The following is an 18,666-nucleotide window of genomic DNA, read 5'->3' as shown; positions in this document are numbered from 1 at the left end:
AAAGTAAATTCAAGCTTTTTTGTGTTTAGATATTCAACTGATGTGATTAATTATCAGCCAATACATTCTATTTTAGAGTAACTAAATCGTGCGACTATTCCCATTAACCTAATTTTTGCGTTTGTATGTTTTACTAATTACTTCGTAGTAAGTCAAATGTAATATAATGTTTTTCACTCAAGTGACTATTTATAATACAATTTTATTTTCGATACCAGCCTGTTAAAGAAAACCTTTGACGCGGTGCAAAATTAGCCACAGACGTGACTGAATGCACTTTATTAACATCAAATAACGTTAAGCTATTAAAGCTTGGTGCAAGGCTATTGGTTGGCTCACCGCTAGGCTCAAAAAACTGCAGTAGTCCGCCCCAGTCAGGGTGCCACTGCTTAGTTAAACCAACAACATAAGCAATTTGTCGTGTTTCGCCAGCTAAATTGTCGATATGTCGTGTTAAAAAATCACCTACTCGATATTTTGTTGCTTGACCATCAGCGTACTTAAGTTCTGGCTTACTGGTGATTTCACTGACCAACTTAATTAATGCTTCACTATTCATTGCCTTGAGTAATTTCGCTGTTAAGTCAGCATCGGTTAGTTCGACTTTTTTTCTGCCGTAGAGAAAACCAACACCTTGAGCCGCATTATTTTGGATAGCCTGAAACAAGCGACGCTTTTCTTCAAGTGGCAATGCGCCAATTTGTTCATCTGTTGCTTCTCGGTTGTGGTTGTCGGTGTAAAACGCATTAGTAAATTTCAATTCATTTTGATAGTACTTTGCTAATTGCTCAGCATCATCGAGCGAAAGAAAATTATCAATGCGAACGAAGCCGCGCTCAGAAAATTGCTTGGTTAAAGCGGCTTTATTAAAGGTCTCGATATTAATATGCATAGAATACTTCTCAATGATTATTGTCGGCGTAACCAGCCGGTGATTGAAAGTCGAGGTTTAGTTGCAAATGGGCTGACGTACCCAACATAGTGATCAACAGGGATCTTAAAGATATTGATTTCGTTGAATGTGGGCAAAAAGCTTTGCTTGATCGCACCATTGTCATCGAGTAGATGTAACGCGCCTCCCCAATTTGCTTGCCATTCAGGCGTTAAATTAATGACATAAGCAGCAATGCGGTTTTTATTTTCAACGTCATCATTATGGACGTTGAGAAAATGGCCGGCACTAAATCGTGTGATTTGACCATCAGCGAAAGCGATGTCAGGTGCAGATAAGAGTTCGCGAAAAAAATCGAGGCTCGATTCTTGGTTGATAAACTCAATGATTTGGTTAAAAAAGTGCCCCGGCATTAAATTATTTTGATAAATATCATACAAAGGGATGGTTTCGTAATGATACTGAAAACCGCTTTGGGCCTGCTGATAAATAATACGCTGTAAATCATCTTTTTGTTGTTCAGACCACTTTGCAACTTCTTGGCTATTGAGATCTTGGTGTTTGCCATTGGCATCGAAAACCAAATTCCACAGCGGTTGCTCAGCTATCTGTTGATAAATCAGTTGGGCTGTCTCTTGTGTTAATGCCTGCTTTACTTTAATAAAACCATTGGCTTTAAACGATTCTACTAAGTCAGTTGATGGCTTTGTTTTTTCGAGAGATAACGATGACATATGTTCTTATTTTTATCAGAGTAAAATGTTTAACGATTAAACATTAATAAAGTTGTTACCTTATAGTATCATCTAAAAAAATAGATCAAAACGTTGTCGTATTCTTTTCTATGTCGTTGTCTCAATTAATTGCACAAGCTGAGTTAGCTCATCAACAAGGTCAGTTAAATCAAGCGCAAACACTTTATCAGCAAGTACTCGCTCAAGCTCCCCATACTGATGCGCTCTACGGCTTGGCGACCTTGTATCACCAACAAGGAGTGTACAATCAAGCCTTACCATTGTTTGAACAAGCGCTGACACAAGAGCCGAATGCATTTGACATAAATTACAACTATTTATTATCCCTACTTGCTTGTCACGATCACAAGCGCGCAACAAGTCAACTTGAGCTCACCGTCGCGTTAGCGCCAGATGATATCAATATAAACACGCAGCTAGGTCAATTCGCCTTACAACTTGGCCTTAGTGAACTTTGTTTAGCCATTACACCTGATGAATCCGCGCAAGGTAAACTAACCCGTGCCAACGCTTTTATTGCATTAGAGCAGTACTTAGAAGGCTATAGCGTGGCAAAACCCTTGTGTCAACGTTACCCTGAACATGTCCCCCTGTTACAAGCTTTTTCAATCTGCGCGGCAAAGCTAGATAAATACGATGAGGCGATCGAAGCGTATGGCAAAGTAGTCGATGCCTCAACGCAAAATAGTCAGCTACACTTAAAATATGCTGATTTATTTTTAATGGCTAAACAGTTAATTAAAGCACGAGAGCAATTAGATATCGCGATATCATTAAACGATAGCACGTTAATGCGTTTTGAGATTGAGTGTAAAGTATGTCGTTTAGAAAACGATAAAGAAAATGCGCTAATTGCCGCCAATAAGGCACTCGAATTGAAGCCAGAGGCCGAGTTTGCTTGGCAAGTATTGCACGACTTAGGTAACGCTCAAGATAACCAACGATGTATTGAGGATTTGTCAGCGCTTACAAGAGGTAATCAAGTCTACAGTTACGATCTTCAGCACAATTTATACACCTTAGCTAAAGCACAGCAAAAAGCTCAATATTTCGATGCAGCATTTCAGTCTTTTAACAAGGCAAACGCCTTGCAAGCACAGCAGTTTCAAAGCCAAGGAAATGTTTATGATAGCCAAGCGCAAAGCAAAACATTCAATTACATCAAATCAATTAACTATCCGATATGCCAACTAAATAGCGAAAACACCGAGAACTTTTTTATTGTCGGCATGCCGCGCTCAGGCACTACCCTAGTCAATCGAGTGCTTAGCCAGCTCGAAAATACGCAGAGTTGTGGTGAGAGTAACGCTGTAGCAACGCTATTCCAAAACAGCTTATACAAAACTAAGAACAAGGTAGAAGATATCGCTAATTGGCTTGAGAAAAATGCGCAACAGCACTGTGACTTTTATCGCAAGTTTAATAAAATGCCCATAGGCGCGATTGTTGATAAAATGCCACATAACTTTCGCTTTGTCGGTGCGATTATCTCTACATTTCCACAAGCTAAAGTGATTCAAATGCGTCGTAATCCAACTGATTTAGCCTTATCGATTTACTCGCAATTTTTTAACGCTCAGCATAATTATTCATGTGACTTAGAAGATATTGCTCACGCTATTTACCATGCCAATAACTTAATGGACCATTGGGTAAAACTTTTCCCTGAGCAAGTTATCGATGTCAACTATGAAGATTTGGCTCAAACACCACAAGAGAGCTTCGCTGAACTCTTTGAGCGCTTGGGTATCGCTTGGCAATCAAGCTATCTAGAGTTTTATCGGCAAAATGTTGCCAGTTATACTTTTAGTGAAACTCAAGTAAGACAACCTGTTAACCGCAGCAAGATAGGTTTTGCCAAACACTACGAAACTCAATTAAATCAATTTAATCGAACATATAGCGAGCTCATTGAGCGCAGCTAACTGATGACTGCTTGAGTTATGGCAAGTGAATTAAATATTTCAATTGGTATTAAGCCTTAGCCAGTTGCTCTCGACTATCTAGCCAGTTTTGTCTGGCTTGAAAGCTTTGCTGAATCGCTTGTCGCTCTTGCTTAGATAGCTCAGGGTGCCAAATAGAAAAAATGAGCACAATGCGATCTTGCTCAGAAGAGTTAATCGCCTCGTGCTCAAAAGAGTCATCAAAAATTAACGATTCACCGCATTGCCATGGTTTTGCGATATGGTTGACAGTTAACGCCCCGCTATTACCGACAATAAATGGAATGTGTACGGTAAGACTGTGATTAGACAAACCGTAGTGCGGTACGATATGTTGCCCAGCTTTCAACAGTGAGAAAAACACTTCGTAGGGATGTTCGTTTAAGCCATAGAGATCAATAGACATTAATAATTTATGTAGTTTTGGTAAGCGCTCAACCAAGGCTTCGTTCTTAATCCCATTTTGGTACAAGTGCAACGCTGTCCAATTTTTTGATCCCGCTAGCTTATCAAAACTCTTATCGGCAAAATTAGCATCAACGTAAGGAGCACCTTGTACCTCGATATCATCTGCTACCGCATCAAACTCTTGCTTTAGTTCATCAAACTGTTCACGAAACTTATCAGTCCAACTAAAGTCTTGGTTGGGCCAAAAGGCCTGTGCGGTTAATTCAGGCAGATAGAAAAGGTGAGGCTTTTGATTGTCCGTTTTATATTGCCAAGGTTCATTATGCGTTTGTGGCCATAATGCGCCGTTACACTTGCCACTATTTTGCGATTTATCAGCTAATTTTATTTTCGACAACTCAGTAAAATGGTTGCGTAATGCAAGTCCTGCATAATAAGAGCGCCCTCTAATTTGGTCGTCCAAATTTTCATCTTGAAACCAATACAACATGGTTTGGTCGAGATCGCAGCCAAGTGATAATAACGCTAAACCTTTTTGCTGTTGTTGCTGATTGAGAAAAAACATCCCGGCAAATAAGTACAAACGAGCAGAATTCGAGCCGATTTCAATACAATGCTGGTACGCCTCTTGGCATGCTTGTTTACTGCCGACTTGTTCCTCGCTAGTGGCTAACCTGAACCATTGCTCAATATCATTTGGCATGAGTTGGCAATATTGCCTAAGTTTATCGAGTGCTTGTTGGTAATTTGCATTGGCAAAGTTTATATCCGCTGCTTTTAATAAGGCATTTTTATCCATGCTTGTATCCTTTGATCAACCACGCAAGCGGATTTCCTTGATTGCTGCGTATCACCTGACTTTCTACACTCAGTTGAGCATCATTTAATGATGCAACGAACTCAGTGATGGCATGAGCCGTCTGCGCAACCGAGATAAGTTGTGACAAACGTTTTTGTTCTTGCTGCATACTCGCTGACAATCGCTCAAAGAGTTCAGCTGCCGATGTCGCCATGCCATTTTCAACTAACTGAATAACTTGATTAATCACACTAAAACATTGGCCGCTAATTGATTGCGTTAGCTTATTCTCGTGCTCGGCTAAATAGGCTTTACCAATACCTTCAAGCTCCGCTATTGAAATAGTTTCGGCAACAAACCCGCCAAGGCTGTCTACTATTGAATTTGGCGCGATAAGCCACTCGATCTCTTGGAGCCGAAGCTTTGCCGGCTCGACAATTTCACTTTCACTGTGATGGACGACGAGTTGCAGCAAGCCTTTAGGTTTTAAGATTCTAGCGAGCTCACTAATACTCTGCTGTGAAAGACCGTACTCAAAGCCAAATTGACTAGTAATAGCATCTACTGATTGCGTTTCAAATGGTATGTTATCAATGGATGTATTACCGATAAATTCAATGTGTTGGTATTGCTCTGCCCAGCGGGGGGCTATTGTTGCGTAATCAATACCAACGTAGTGGCAATTTGGCACTATTGCGTGTAGTTTTTTGATGACACTGCCATTCCCCGTAGCTAGGTCAACAACGACTGCATCTTTGCGTAAGTTGTTAGCAAACACTTGCCATAATGCCGTTATTTCGTTGTTATCTGGTGATTGATTGTCGATACAGCTTTCTAGGTGCCCCTGCTGCCAGTAATGGGTCCATGAATTAGCATTACTCATATTTCCCCCTATACCGGAATCACATCAAACGGTGATGTCATTCTAAAGATGCTGTCGTCACCATTAAAACCATAGGTACCGTGCCAAACATAAGATGGAAATAGCACGAGTTGTCCTGCTTTAGGGGAAATGATTCGCTCAACGACCTCTCGCTCGCCAAGTGCGATACCCGACTCGCCAAACTTAATCGCACCTGCGTGCTCACTCTTTTGCGGGAATTGGCTAAAATCAGGCACCTTGATATAAAACGCTGAACTGAGCCAACCATCGGGGTGAACGTGGTTTACATGAAAGCCATTAGGTCTTAGCTTCACTGACCAAGAACCGCTAAATTGGATATTGTTTGATTTTCGTTTCAACAACGGGTGGTTTGGATCATCAGGCAATTCACTCACGTACTGATGAACTACCTGAGTTAGAGAGTGCTTCAGCTCTTGAATAACCTGCACCGGTTTGTGTAATAAACGCCCCGGTGTTTGAGTACCATTTTTCAAGGTTTGCTTTAAAGGTTCATGGACTTTATCGTGCATCGACAACAAAGTGTTTTCTAGTACGGCCAAGTATTGGGGCAAGTTGTCATATCCTTGAGGTACCGGTAATTGATATGGCTTGATAAAGCGTTGATAATCACACAACCAGTGGTAACGCTCATCGCCAAGTAAACGCCAACACAATGACTTAAAACCAAGATTGAGTTGATGATAAGGCTGAATTAACTCGACCTTCTCAATCATTTCAAGCGCTTGATAATACTCACCCTGCTTAATAAGAAATTCTGCAAAATCAAGCGCGTTATCGACATCAAATTTAAGTGCTAACGAATGCTTATAATGATCAGCAGCCAATCCTGCGTTGCCATCAACAATGGCAACTTTTGCCGCTAGCGCCGTTAGTTGGTAATGCTTGCCTTGGTCACTCGCTTTGGCTAATACCGCTTTTGCTTGCTGATCAGCACCGGCGGCAAACAGCTGTTGAACATATGCAGTAACTAATTCAGGTGAGTTAGGCATTTTGTCGAGTACCAGTTGGTAACTTTTACCGAATTCTTGATGCTTACCTAATTGCCAATAGAACTCATTTAAGGTTGAGTGCACGTCGACATATAATGGTTTTTTATTAATAGCTGCCCAATAGCTTTGTTCTGCTAATGGATATTGATTAATCTCGAAGTAAGTATTTGCCAAACTAAAGTCAATTTCCGCAACTTGTGGTGCGAGTTGGCTCGCTTGTTTAAAACAGGCAAGTGCCGATTGATGATCTTCAAGCAACTTATAGGTTAAGCCTAGATTATGTAGTGCATTAACATAGCGAGGGTTGAGCGTCAGTACTTGCTGATAAACATTAATCGCTTCTTGATATCGATCTAATGCTTTAAGTAAATTTGCTTTTGATGTTAGCGCTGAAACATCTTGCGGGTTACTCGCCAATATTTCTTCAGCAATCGCCAGCGCTTTGATTAATTGATTATCTTCTTGGTAGGCCAAAACCAAGTTGCGCTTTGCTTCGACAAAGTTAGGGTTAACCTTAAGCGCTTGCTCATAGTTAGCAATAGCTAAATCGTATTGCTGTAATAATTTATAAGTATTACCTAGGTTATTTAATACCTCCGGTTGCTTAGGGTTTAATTCAAGGCATTGTTGAAAGCTCAAGACCGCAGCTTCCAGGCTCCCGCTGTTTTTTAACGCTAGCGCTTTAAGATGGAATAACACATCCGCTTTAGGGTGCTGTTTTAATAAAGCATCAGCTGAGGAGATAACCTGCTGGTAATTTTTTTGGTTAAGTAGATTAGCGAGCGACGCTACTTGATTTTGCAAATTTAAATTCATTTGTTTTTGTTGTTATTGTTTTGCTAATACATGCTTAATGCGAGATAAACCATCCCCTTTAAAGTAACATTTTATCCATCACTTCAACATGACAAATATCAAAATTCTTGTAAAAAATACGGCAAAAAAAATGGCCAACTCATGTTGGCCATTTGATTAACTCGTTAACTTTCGATTAGTTAAACGTGTAAGTCGCGCTCACGAATAAACGTGGACCGATTGCATCGTATAACTCAGGGAAAGTGTTAGCTTGTTGCTGTGAATCACCTAACGCTTGTGGTTCTTCATCTAAGATGTTCTTAACACCACCAGTTACTTTGAACGCATCTGTTACGTTGTAGCTAGCAGAAACGTCTAAGTAGAACTTAGTGTCTAACTCAGGAACAACTAACTCATCAGCAGTTGCAGAACCAGTCATGATTTGGTCATCTTCAGTTGAACCAATGTGACGGATTAATGCAGATAATGTTAAGTCGTCTTTAGTCCAGTTAATACGAGTATTAGATTGGAACTCAGCACGTGGAGTACCACATGTGTTACCGAAGTAACCAGCACACTCGTTAACATTCTGTGGTAACGCTGCAATTGGTGTTACGTTGAACTTGTCTAACCAAGTAGAACGGAACTGAATGTTTAAGCTTGAACCATTGTCAAAATCTGTGTTGTAAGTGATGTTGAAGTCAACACCCGCTGTTTCGATTAAACCAATGTTTTCGTTTAATGACTTAACTAAAGAAACGTTACCGTCTGCACGACGTGTAATGTTTTGACACGTTACGTCGTTGATGTCTTTAGCTACGTTGTAACATACGTCTAATGTGTTGTTTACACCGTAAGAAGCGATTGCATCTTCAATTTCGATTGAGAAGTAATCGATAGTGAAGTCTAAGCCTTCCATTGGTTGAACAACTAAACCAACGGTTAACGTATCAGAAGTTTCTTCTGTTAAGTTTTCGTTACCACCGAAAGAACCTTCGATTTGTGAGTTAGCTTGCTCGAATACACCAACTAAACCAGCTGGAACACCTGTTGCTTCACAAAGTGCAACATCAGTAGTACCTGCTACGAAACCACCTGCAGAACATGGATCAACCGCACCTGGGAAGCCGTTTGCAGAACCTTGGAATAACTCAGCTACGTTTGGCGCACGAACCGCTTGTTGGAAACCTAAACGCGCAGAAATCATGTCTGATGGCGTCCAGTTTAATGCCGTTGCGAATGATTCAACGTTACCAATGTTAGAGTAATCAGCAAAACGTGCCGCACCCCAGAACGTCAAGTCTTCAGCCCACTCAGCACCAGATACTAATGGAACGTTAATTTCCATGAAGATCTCGTCTGAAGAGTACTTACCAACAGTTGCTTCACCAGCGTTGAAACCTAATACGTCACCACCCGCTAAGAACTCATCTGGACGGAATGAAGATTCGTCTTGACGCTTCTCGTAACCAAATACTAAGCCAACAGCTTCGTCAGCACTTGGTAATTGCCATGTAGTAGTACCCGCAACGTTAGCCATGAATACTTCTTGTGTGATGCTAGTTACGTTAGCAGCACCTACGTTTACGAAATCAACAGCTTCTTGAGAGATGTTACCAGCACCCCAGATGTTGATTGGAACACAGCCACCAGAAGTGTCTTGACACGCAGTACCATCATCAGTTGTTAAAACTGCTTGACGGAAACGTGACGCAGCTACGTCGTTGTTTAATAAGTTAGTTTGGTCTAACATCGCGCGGCTGTAGTATACATCGTATGACCAGTCGTCATTGATGTAACCGTCGATACCAACCATTAAGCGGAATGCGTCACGCGTATCTAAAGATTGACGTGAACCATTCTCAACCATACGACGACCGATGAAACCAACGTAGTTACCATCGTCGTTTAATGAACCGCTGTTCAAGAATGCTTGCTGTGTAGCAGCATCGAAGAATACAGAGTTAGGGTTAATTTCAACAGTAGTGAATGCTGGTGTTGGTGCTAACTCTTGTGGAACGTAGTTACGGATGAAAGAAACTTCAGAGTAAATACGGTGCTCATCGTTAATGTAGAAGTGTGAGAAAGCACTTGCTGAATAACGCTCTTGTGGTAACTGTAAGAAGTTATCAGGAGCGTAGTTGAAACGGCTTGAAGGCTCAACCCATGCTTGACCGTCACCGTTTGGACCAAAAGTACCAACAACAGTGCCATCAGCTTTAACTACGTCGCTTGCGAATAAACGAGTACCAGGAACACCTGATGAACCACCAGGAACTAATTGGTCGCCACTTTCAGTTAAAGCAACGTTAGAGAATGAGCGGTCGCCTTGGTATAACGCTTCACGCTTTGAGTAACCTAAGTAAAGTACAGCATTACCACGGTCATCAGCGAAGTTGCCACCCATAGTCATATCGATGTTGAATTTTTCAGCATCGTTGTGGTCAGTTACGTCGTAAAGAGTTGAGAATTCAACGCCTTCGAAGTCGTCTTTCATGCTGAAGTTAACAACACCACCTAATGCGTCTGAACCGTATACCGCAGATGCACCACCAGTGATGATTTCAACATTTTCAATTAAAGAAGCTGGGATAGTGTTTAAGTCAACAACACCGTCTTGACCAGCAGGAACCCAACGACGACCGTTAACCATAACTAACGTACGTGAAGTACCTAAACCACGTAAGTTAACTGTTGCAGTACCGTCACCTGGGTTGTTTGAGCTAGGACCAAACGCTGGAAGCGTTGAAGGTAATTCAGCAAGCTTTTGCTCAACGTTTAAGTTACCTGAAATTGCGAATTCTTGAGCGTCAACTTCGATAATAGGTGTTACAGCTGTAAGTTCTTGGCGTTTGATACGTGAACCTGTTACTTGAATACGCTCTACGCTTTCTTCAGCGTTTGCTTCATCTGCAAATGCGTAAACATTTGGTGCTGCCATTGCTGTTGCTGTTGCACCAGCCGCAATAGCAAGCTTTACAGCTCTACTAAGCTTATTACTTTGATACATTATGTACTCCCTGGATCACTTCCGTGATACTAGTGTTTTAAATTCAAGACTATGTTGTCTTTTTTGTTATACGGGTCGATTAGACCTGATCTGTCGCATAGGATAGTAAACGCATTTCGCTCCTAGGGTCAACCAAGATCTTTACAAATTATCGATAAATTTTACATTCTTATCTGGTTACCGATACCACTAAGCGCAGCTCAACGCATAAAAAACAAACTAAATTAACAGCTTGAAGCTTGTTGAAAGGTCGGAAAGCCCAAAAAAACACCAGTTAACACCACCACCACACCAGTAAACATAAAACCAATAAAAACAGAACTTTACAACATCAGCAAAAGACAGGACTTGTTTAATAAATCCTTTAACAAATACTTTTATTGACAAAACGTCGCATGGCTAAATCATGTAAAGAAAAAGTGACAAGCGTTATATTTTTGATACCTAGCAAAATCAACTATTTTTTATTCATCTTTTAATCGATGAATATGTTAAAGTATCAATACTTTGGTTTTCATCCTACCTCTATGATTGACATTGAACTACTTGGTCTGCTTTCCGTAGTAGGATTTATTGCGGGCTTTATCGACGCTATTGCCGGTGGTGGTGGTTTATTAACTATCCCTACTCTACTAGCGACGGGCTTGCCGCCACATATTGCGCTAGGAACAAACAAACTAGCCGCCTCGTTTGGCTCTTTTACCGCCTCATTGACTTTCTATCGAAAACGCTTGTTTGACCCAATTTTTTGGTGGCGTTCAATTGCCTTTACGGCAATAGGGGCAATCATGGGTACATTAGTTGTTAGCACGATTAACACCCAGTGGCTCGAAAAACTGTTACCGATAATTATTTTCGTTATTGCTATTTACACCTTGTTTAACAAACACATGATTAACAGTGAAGGGAACCTGCCTAAAAAAGATAAAACGGTTAAAAAGAAACAATGCTTGCAAGGTCTTACACTGGGTTTTTATGATGGCGTTGCTGGTCCGGGCACTGGCGCATTTTGGACCGTATCAAGTACCGCGCTATACAAACTCAATATCCTGTTAAGTAGTGGCCTTGCACGATCAACCAATTTTGTCAGTAATATATGTTCCCTCGCGACTTTTATCTATTTAGCTCAAGTGAACTTTACCTTGGGTATTACCATGGGGGTATTTATTATGTTCGGATCATGGGTTGGCGCCCACTCGGCGATTAAATATGGTAATAAATTTATCAAGCCCATATTTTTAACTGTCGTTATTGGTATGTCGTTGTACTTAGCGTATCGGGCTTGGTAGTAAAATGAATATTGTCGACAGGCTAAAGCCAATCATCGAAGATCTCAAAATTAAAGCTCAGCGCCTTGATAACATCAACGCTGACACACCTGCTCACCGTTATGTCAGTGATAGACGTTTGTTTTCTGCTGATCTGTTTTCAAGTTATAGTGATAAATATTTACCTTATGTGCTTGAAACACAGGCGAAGCTAAACACGGTCAATGCGATGTTACAGCACAACAGCCATCAACTCGCTAACGACATTTTACACACCGTTGAACAGCAAATAAACGCACTTACCAACGCGCTGAAAGCCAACAGTGAAATACATCATGAAGCGCAGATAAAAGTTGATGCCCGCAAACAGCACTTTGCTAAAAAAGCGGCAAAAAAGATGATGCAAAGCTCGCACGAGCTCTACCAAACCTTAGCTCAATATCACGAATTTGAACGACGCCTACAAGAGATGATCAATGAGCGCATGCTCAACCAAGGCCAATCACAGCAACTCAACGAAGAAGTGCTAGCACTTCACCAGCGTTTGGGGCGTTGCCGCAAGGCAATATCTCAAGTAGAACGTCAAATCGAACTAGTCGAGAAACCTAATAGCTAAAACTCAAGGCTTTTTTCACTGACTCTGGCAACGCTGGCATTTTCGTTTTTGGTAGTAGAAACGTTGCAAGGTTATAAAAATCAGTGAACACCCGATTGTTTTCGGTTGTTCGGCGTAAATAATCATGGCCTGATGAACCACCAGTACCGATTTTAGTGCCCAACATTCGCTGTACCATCATCATGTGTTTGTAGCGCCATAAGGTCAACGCCTCATCAATTTCAGTTAACAAAGTAAGAAATTGAAACGGCAAATTCATCAATGGCTGCTCGCGATACATTGAGATAAACAGTGCCGAAAGTGTCGCTTGTTGGCTTAAACGCACTCGTCCGTTTGCTTGAGCTTCTTGGTAGCGTTTAGCATCGAGTAACGCATTAAAGTTTGCTCTGGTGTTTTCGTGCTCTTTGAGTTGGTGACGCTTTTCGAGCTCTGTTAATATCGCGTTTGTTTCGATAATTTGCTTTTCTTCATCAAGCATAGCTTGTGTCGCGTCTTGGTAGTTTTGCCAAAAATTAAATTCACCGAAGTTAAGGAAAGGCAATCGCTCTAACCACTGCTCGACAACTTCAAATAGACTAGCTTGTCCTTCTAATTCCTCGAGAAATTTGCGGTGTTCATCGGTCAAACGATTATAGAAAGACTGCTTATCAAAATCGATGCGCTGTTTTGACTTGAGTCCCAGACTAATTTCCAACACTTTAAACTGAATACTTTGAAACCCTGACGCAGGTACCAGGTAGTTTCTAAAGTCGAGAAAATCCTGAGGTGTCATGGTTTCGATAATATCAATTTGGTCATTGATCAGATGCTGAATTTTAACGACTCGCTTCAAGCGGTGAACGACAGTAGTTAAGTCTTGTTCAGCGACATGCTTTTGTTTGAAAATATCGATAACTGAAGATAACTCGTGAAGAATTTGCTTAAACCAAAGCTCATAAGCTTGGTGAACAATGATAAATAAGGTTTCGTCATGTGCTTGCTCACCATACTTTCCGCTAACGGGTTTTTGTGCATCGAGAAATTGGTCAAGCTTTAAGTAGTCGCCGTAATAGCAAGGTTCAATAGGTTTGTTCATTTTATTTTCGTTATTATTATCCCGTAACTGTTATAACGTATTTTTTGATGTGAATGCTATTTAATTTGTTGATAAATTTTCAATTTCATCCGAATATTAGATCAATGGTATAGGTGACAAAGGAACGCGAATGAAAATTTCTGACGATATTCATAACTATTACGAAAAACTAGTCATTCAACAGTTTGGCCTGTTAAAGGTCGAAGAAAAATACGATCAAGATTTTATTGCCGATCTAACCTGTGTAGTTTTGAATCAACTACCCGCTCGTTATATTCGTCACGAGGTTGATATGGCGTTCTATTTGCCTGCTTCAGATAGGTTTGAGATGGAAAACAAGGTAGATATTGCGATCAAAAAAGCGCTTGAATTTATGGAGTCACAAGGTAAAGCGTAAACGTTACCGATGAGGATTTGGGTGGCAACCCTTTCAGCCAACACCTCGGCACATGAGTCGTCTGCTGCGGTTGCTTCCTTCCGGACCTGGCCGAGTTCACAGAGTATCATTGCGAGGGAACCAAAAGGGTCACCATAATGATGCCATCAGGCGCGAAGGATTATTACTAATCCTTCTGTGTCTTGCAAGTAATACTTTGTTTCAATGCACCGTTCGTTGATATTTTAAACAATCAGACTTTTTTACTTTTCTTCAGCTTTTGCCAGCTTGTCACTAAATTCCAATAAAACCGATTTTAGCACGAGCAAATTCTCACGCCCTATGCGCAACAACAATTTATCAGATTCAGGTAAGCTTTCTAACGCTTCGTTTTCAAACTGGTACATGACACTCGGGCGAACAAGCGTCATGTCTTGCTCTGGTAATTCCATATCAAGTACTTTGATAATGGCGTCTTGTAACACTTCAGTGAAGTCTTGATCGGCATAACCAAGTTCGGCATAGGCTTCATTAACTAATGGTTTTACTTCGATGTAAAGTTCAACTAATGACTCACTATCAATAGAACGCAATAAATCGACATAAAGCGCAAAGCGACGAGCTGCACTTTCATCCCACTGCCACTGCCCTGTAGAGACACCATTTTGATCGAGCTGCTCTTTGGCAGAAAATTTAACATTCGGTTGAACAAATGGTGCGTGCTCATAGGCAAGTACACCTTGAGCAAAGTTATCGGTGAAAACCACAACACGACGAATCAGGTCGTCAGTAATCACTAATTTTAAAAGCTCTTTACGCCAAGTTAAATCGGGTAGTGAAGCTTTTAAATAATCGTCGCTTTCATCTAGTCGAGGAAGCGGGCTTTGGCTTTCAACTGGCTCAAGTTCTGGCTCAGGGACATCCATAATGTCAGGCATTTCAGGTAATGTCGTTGGCGATACTTTCTCTACCGGCGGCTCCGGCATAACTTCAGGTTGAGGCGTAACTGTGATCTCCTCTGGAGTTTCCACAGGTTCGTGTTGCTCTTTATCTTGCGATAAAAACCAATAGCCAACGCCTGCAAAAATTGCCACAAGAATGACAAATATCACTACCCAGGGTGTCGAATTTTCAGTGTTAGTTGTTTCGCTCATTTGTCCTACCACAACAGGATTAACTACTTACAATATATGGGTTAACTTGAAGATATTCAATCAAACAGACAGTGTTTTACACTTTTCTTTGATCGAATATGTATTTGATATCTTAAGTGTTTCGTCTTTTAGAGCTAAAGACTAGCTGATAGTTCAGTTTATCTAGCTATAAAAACAAATAATGCCAGCGAAGTATTACTCCTAACTGGCATTATTGATTATTATGAGCTATCGACTATTGAGCGTCAGCTTGATTTTCTGGCTGTGCCTTAATAAACGCAGGATGCGTGTTACATTGCTGATAAACTGACATAATTAAAGGATAATTAGCCATATCAACCTTAAAGCGCAACGCGTTGTATACCTGAGGAATTAAACACAAGTCTGCTAAGGTTATCTCATCACCAAAACAATACTTGCCAGCATGTGTTTGCAGTTTAATTTCAATGGCTTTAAAGCCGGTATGCATCCAATCGTGGACCCATTGCATTTTCTGCTCTTCAGTCACTTTAAGCTCATTCGCCAAATACTGCTGTACGCGTAAATTATTTAACGGATGAATTTCACACGCGATATCATAAGCAAACGCTTTAACCTGACACTGTTGTGCAATGTCGTTTGGCAATAAAGCAACTGAAGGCGCTTTCGCCACGAGATAGTCAATAATCGCGAGTGACTGGTTTAAGCAAACCTCACCGTCAACTAAACACGGCACTAACTCATGAGGGTTCTTTTGCTTGTATTCATCAAAATGCTGCTCGCCGCCATTTTTCAATAAATGGACAGAAAGGAGCTCGCAATCAATCGACAAAAGGTTTAACGCAATACGAACGCGATATGCTGCCGAAGAACGCCAATAACCGTAAAGCTTCATGATTACGCTCCAGGGTACTCAACGACAACCTGATCGATTGAACCAAAAATAGACTCACCAGCATCGTTAAACATTTCAATACGTACGCGATCACCAAACTTCATGAATGAAGTTGAAGGTTTGCCATCAGCAATGATCTCAAGCATGCGTTTTTCAGCTAAACAGCTTGAACCTGCCGAGCGATCATAGTTTGAGATAGTACCTGAACCAACGATACAACCAGCGCCTAATGGTCTCGTTTTCGCTGCATGGGCAACAATTGTTGGAAAATCAAAGGTCATATCAACACCGCAGTTTGGCTCACCAAATAGCTCTTCATTTAGGTGAGTCGTCAGTGGTAAGTGTAGTTTTTTACCATCCCACGCTTGACCTAGCTCGTCTGGCGTTACTGCCACTGGCGAAAACGCGCTCGAAGGCTTACTACAGAAAAAGCCGAAACCTTTGGCTAATTCACCCGGGATGAGGTTACGCAGTGAAACGTCATTAACCAACATCAATAATTTGATGTGCTGTTGAGCTTGCTCAGGGGTTGCGCCCATAGGGACGTCAGAAGTAATAACCGCTACTTCTGATTCAAAGTCGATACCAAAATCTTCAGAAATAACTTCAATGTTATCTTTTGGGCCAATAAATGAGTCTGAACCGCCTTGGTACATTAACGGATCAGTCCAGAACGTTTCTGGCATTTCTGCGTTACGCGCTTTGCGGACAAGTTCAACGTGATTGACATAAGCACTGCCATCAGCCCACTGGTATGCACGTGGTAACGGCGACTCACAAGCGGCTTGATCAAATGCCATTTGGCCTTCAACATCGCCAGTATTTAACGCTTGGTAAACTTCGTCGAGTTGCGGCGCAATATTAGCCCAGTCATCAATCGCAACTTGCATTGTCATCGCGATTTGCGGCACAGCTACTGCTTTAGTTAAATCTTTACTTACTACAACTAATTGACCGTCACGGGTATTATTTTTTAACGAGGCTAATTTCATGCTCTGTCCTAATAATCTTTTTATTAATACGAATAGTTGAAGCTGATTCTACGACTTATTAAGACAAATACTAGTATGCGATGAGGATTCGTTAGGGTGTAAAGCACAGAGCTTGTGTTATTAATTCTTTACACCCTTGTAACGATAATTGACTAGGTTAAATTTTTACTGTTTTTTTGTTGATACCATACTCGCGTAATTTATTGGCAATCGCGGTGTGGCTCAAGCCGAGTTTCTTGGCTAATTGACGGGTACTTGGATAGGCAGGATAAAGTTTTCGCAATAAATCTGCCTCAAAGTTTTTCACCGCGCCGTCGAGCGTTCCTTCAAATTCTTGCTCTAAATAGCCGTATTCTCTGGTGTACGCAGGCAATTCTAAATGCTCGGTTTGCACTAAATCGCCTTCCATTAGTGAAACTGCGCGAATTAAAACATTTTCGAGCTGACGAACATTGCCTGGCCATGGGTAGTGCTCGATAAATTCACGACAATCATCAGATAATCGAACATTTAAACGACCAATGTTATAGCTGGCTTTAGCAATAAAGTGCTCTGCTAATGGAATAATATCGCTACGGCGCTCTCTAAGTGATGGCACATTTAGCCCTAATACGTTAATGCGATAGTAAAGATCTTCGCGAAATTGGCCACATGACACCATATTGAGTAAATCTTTGTTGGTCGAGCTGATGATACGAACATCGACTTTAATTTCATCTTCATCATCGACTCGTCTAAAACTACCATCTTGGATCACGCGAAGCAGTTTAGTTTGCAGTTTAGGCGACATTTCACCTACTTCATCGAGAAATAAGGTGCCGCCATTAACTCGTTCAAACAGGCCTTTTTTCGTTTGTTCAGCTTTTGATGCACCAATGCCAAAAAGCTCAGTTTCAGCGGCTTCATCAGGTAATGATGCGCAATTTAACGTCATAAACGGATGTTCACTGCGCTCACTCGCTTGGTGGCAAGATCGCGCAAGCAGCTCTTTACCCGTTCCGGTTTCGCCACAAATTAACATCGTTGAATCTAAAACCGCCATTCGCTTGGCTTCACGAACAACTTTACGCATACTTCCGCTAGTGGCTTGAATACCGGCAAAACTATTTTCTGCAGATTGCTTGAAGGCACTCATTTGCTGACCTAACCGCGCTTCAGATTTCAAAATTAAAACCGCACCAGCTAACACCGAATTACCCTCACTATCATCAACATGAATCGGCAATATATCGGCGACAAAATCCTCATCACTGATCTTTAAGCGGCGAGTTTGAGCAAGTACTTCTTTCCCTTCAAGCCATTTGGAAAAATTAAAACCTTTGACAAAATGACTGACACCTTCACCGATAACTTTTTGTTCTTTGGTGTTTAATAAGCTTTTAGCAACATCGTTTAAAATTCGGATATTGCCGCGCGAGTCAATTGAAATAAAGGGATCGGGAAAAGTTTTCACTAACGTAGATAATTCATTACGCTCCAGCTCTGAGGGCATAAACGGGGTAGTTTGAACATCGACAACCCCTTCTATTAAGCGCAATTGCGGCATAAAGCTTTGTAATTCAGAAAAATCTAAATCTGGAATATGGACAAATATTGGCCCTGCAACGCTCGCAGTATCAATACCTTTAATATTAATATTGTGTTCAACAAACACACCAAGCACTTGCTGTGCAATGCCTAGCCTATCTTCACAAGTGATTTTTAAACGCATCAATGTCGGACTCTAAATAGTTAGTTAACGCTATTGTAAACTATCTTGTACGCAATAAAAAAGCCCCCTGTGTAGGAGGCTTTGAAAATTTTCATTTTACAATAC

Annotated in this window: 15 protein-coding genes and 1 other RNA gene; 4 read left to right on the top strand and 12 right to left on the bottom strand. The window is 41.1% G+C overall.

The window, feature by feature from the left end; all coding sequences use genetic code 11:
- Window positions 1–202: 202 nt before the first annotated feature.
- Complete coding sequence (locus LP316_RS07700) at window positions 203–892, bottom strand: 2OG-Fe(II) oxygenase (protein ID WP_193023732.1); 690 nt, start codon at window positions 890–892, stop codon at window positions 203–205.
- Between the two features lie 17 nt (window positions 893–909).
- A complete protein-coding gene (locus LP316_RS07695; protein WP_193023731.1) occupies window positions 910–1,626 on the bottom strand; it encodes a 2OG-Fe(II) oxygenase in 717 nt (238 codons plus the stop codon).
- Window positions 1,627–1,736: 110 nt separating this feature from the next.
- On the opposite strand from LP316_RS07695, the gene LP316_RS07690 reads away from it, so the two are divergent.
- The gene (locus LP316_RS07690) at window positions 1,737–3,572 is read left to right on the top strand and encodes a tetratricopeptide repeat-containing sulfotransferase family protein (RefSeq protein ID WP_193023730.1); all 1,836 of its coding nucleotides are present in this window, start codon (window positions 1,737–1,739) and stop codon (window positions 3,570–3,572) included.
- 49 nt (window positions 3,573–3,621) lie between these two features.
- On the opposite strand, the gene LP316_RS07685 is transcribed toward LP316_RS07690, so the two are convergent.
- The 4 genes from LP316_RS07685 to LP316_RS07670 form a co-directional block, all read right to left on the bottom strand.
- Window positions 3,622–4,797, bottom strand: coding sequence for an aspartyl/asparaginyl beta-hydroxylase domain-containing protein (locus LP316_RS07685; RefSeq protein ID WP_193023729.1), 1,176 nt, complete (start codon window positions 4,795–4,797; stop codon window positions 3,622–3,624).
- Window positions 4,790–5,680 carry a class I SAM-dependent methyltransferase gene (locus tag LP316_RS07680; RefSeq protein ID WP_193023728.1) on the bottom strand — a complete coding sequence of 297 codons (891 nt, stop codon included), beginning with the start codon at window positions 5,678–5,680 and terminating at the stop codon, window positions 4,790–4,792. Before LP316_RS07680 ends, LP316_RS07685 begins: the two co-directional genes overlap by 8 nt.
- Before the next feature lie 8 nt (window positions 5,681–5,688).
- Complete coding sequence (locus LP316_RS07675) at window positions 5,689–7,506, bottom strand: 2OG-Fe(II) oxygenase family protein (protein ID WP_193023727.1); 1,818 nt, start codon at window positions 7,504–7,506, stop codon at window positions 5,689–5,691.
- 175 nt (window positions 7,507–7,681) lie between these two features.
- Window positions 7,682–10,495: a TonB-dependent receptor plug domain-containing protein gene (locus LP316_RS07670; protein ID WP_193023726.1), complete on the bottom strand. Its 2,814-nt coding sequence runs from the start codon at window positions 10,493–10,495 to the stop codon at window positions 7,682–7,684.
- 527 nt (window positions 10,496–11,022) lie between these two features.
- Here LP316_RS07670 and LP316_RS07665 point away from each other — a divergent pair.
- Together LP316_RS07665 and priC are read left to right on the top strand one after the other, a co-directional pair.
- Window positions 11,023–11,784 (top strand): TSUP family transporter, encoded by a 762-nt coding sequence (locus LP316_RS07665; RefSeq protein ID WP_193023845.1) that lies wholly within the window; start codon window positions 11,023–11,025, stop codon window positions 11,782–11,784.
- Between the two features lie 4 nt (window positions 11,785–11,788).
- The gene (gene priC, locus LP316_RS07660) at window positions 11,789–12,379 is read left to right on the top strand and encodes a primosomal replication protein PriC (RefSeq protein ID WP_193023725.1); all 591 of its coding nucleotides are present in this window, start codon (window positions 11,789–11,791) and stop codon (window positions 12,377–12,379) included.
- On the opposite strand, the gene LP316_RS07655 is transcribed toward priC, so the two are convergent.
- On the bottom strand, window positions 12,369–13,454 hold the full coding sequence (locus LP316_RS07655; protein ID WP_193023724.1) for a tryptophan 2,3-dioxygenase family protein: 1,086 nt from the start codon (window positions 13,452–13,454) through the stop codon (window positions 12,369–12,371). The genes priC and LP316_RS07655 overlap by 11 nt on opposite strands.
- A 130-nt stretch (window positions 13,455–13,584) precedes the next feature.
- Here LP316_RS07655 and LP316_RS07650 point away from each other — a divergent pair, with 130 nt between their 5' ends.
- Complete coding sequence (locus LP316_RS07650) at window positions 13,585–13,851, top strand: late competence development ComFB family protein (protein ID WP_193023723.1); 267 nt, start codon at window positions 13,585–13,587, stop codon at window positions 13,849–13,851.
- Window positions 13,852–13,879: 28 nt separating this feature from the next.
- Here LP316_RS07650 and ffs read toward each other — a convergent pair.
- The 5 genes from ffs to tyrR all read right to left on the bottom strand — a co-directional run bounded on the left by ffs (window position 13,880) and on the right by tyrR (window position 18,561).
- Window positions 13,880–13,977, bottom strand: an RNA gene (ffs, locus tag LP316_RS07645) — signal recognition particle sRNA small type.
- 116 nt (window positions 13,978–14,093) lie between these two features.
- Window positions 14,094–14,984, bottom strand: a complete 891-nt coding sequence (locus tag LP316_RS07640) for a DUF3014 domain-containing protein (RefSeq protein ID WP_193023722.1) — start codon at window positions 14,982–14,984, stop codon at window positions 14,094–14,096.
- Between the two features lie 235 nt (window positions 14,985–15,219).
- The gene (maiA, locus tag LP316_RS07635; protein WP_193023721.1) at window positions 15,220–15,858 is read right to left on the bottom strand and encodes a maleylacetoacetate isomerase; all 639 of its coding nucleotides are present in this window, start codon (window positions 15,856–15,858) and stop codon (window positions 15,220–15,222) included.
- Between the two features lie 2 nt (window positions 15,859–15,860).
- A complete protein-coding gene (locus tag LP316_RS07630) occupies window positions 15,861–16,850 on the bottom strand; it encodes a fumarylacetoacetate hydrolase family protein (protein WP_193023720.1) in 990 nt (329 codons plus the stop codon).
- Window positions 16,851–17,007: 157 nt separating this feature from the next.
- A complete protein-coding gene (gene tyrR, locus LP316_RS07625; RefSeq protein WP_193023719.1) occupies window positions 17,008–18,561 on the bottom strand; it encodes a transcriptional regulator TyrR in 1,554 nt (517 codons plus the stop codon).
- Window positions 18,562–18,666 lie beyond the last annotated feature (105 nt).

Origin of the sequence: Thalassotalea sp. LPB0316 (assembly GCF_014898095.1) — a bacterium.
Lineage (GTDB): Bacteria > Pseudomonadota > Gammaproteobacteria > Enterobacterales > Alteromonadaceae > Thalassotalea_G.
Note: the sequence above shows the minus strand (reverse complement) of the source record. Positions and strands in the feature narration are given on the sequence as shown.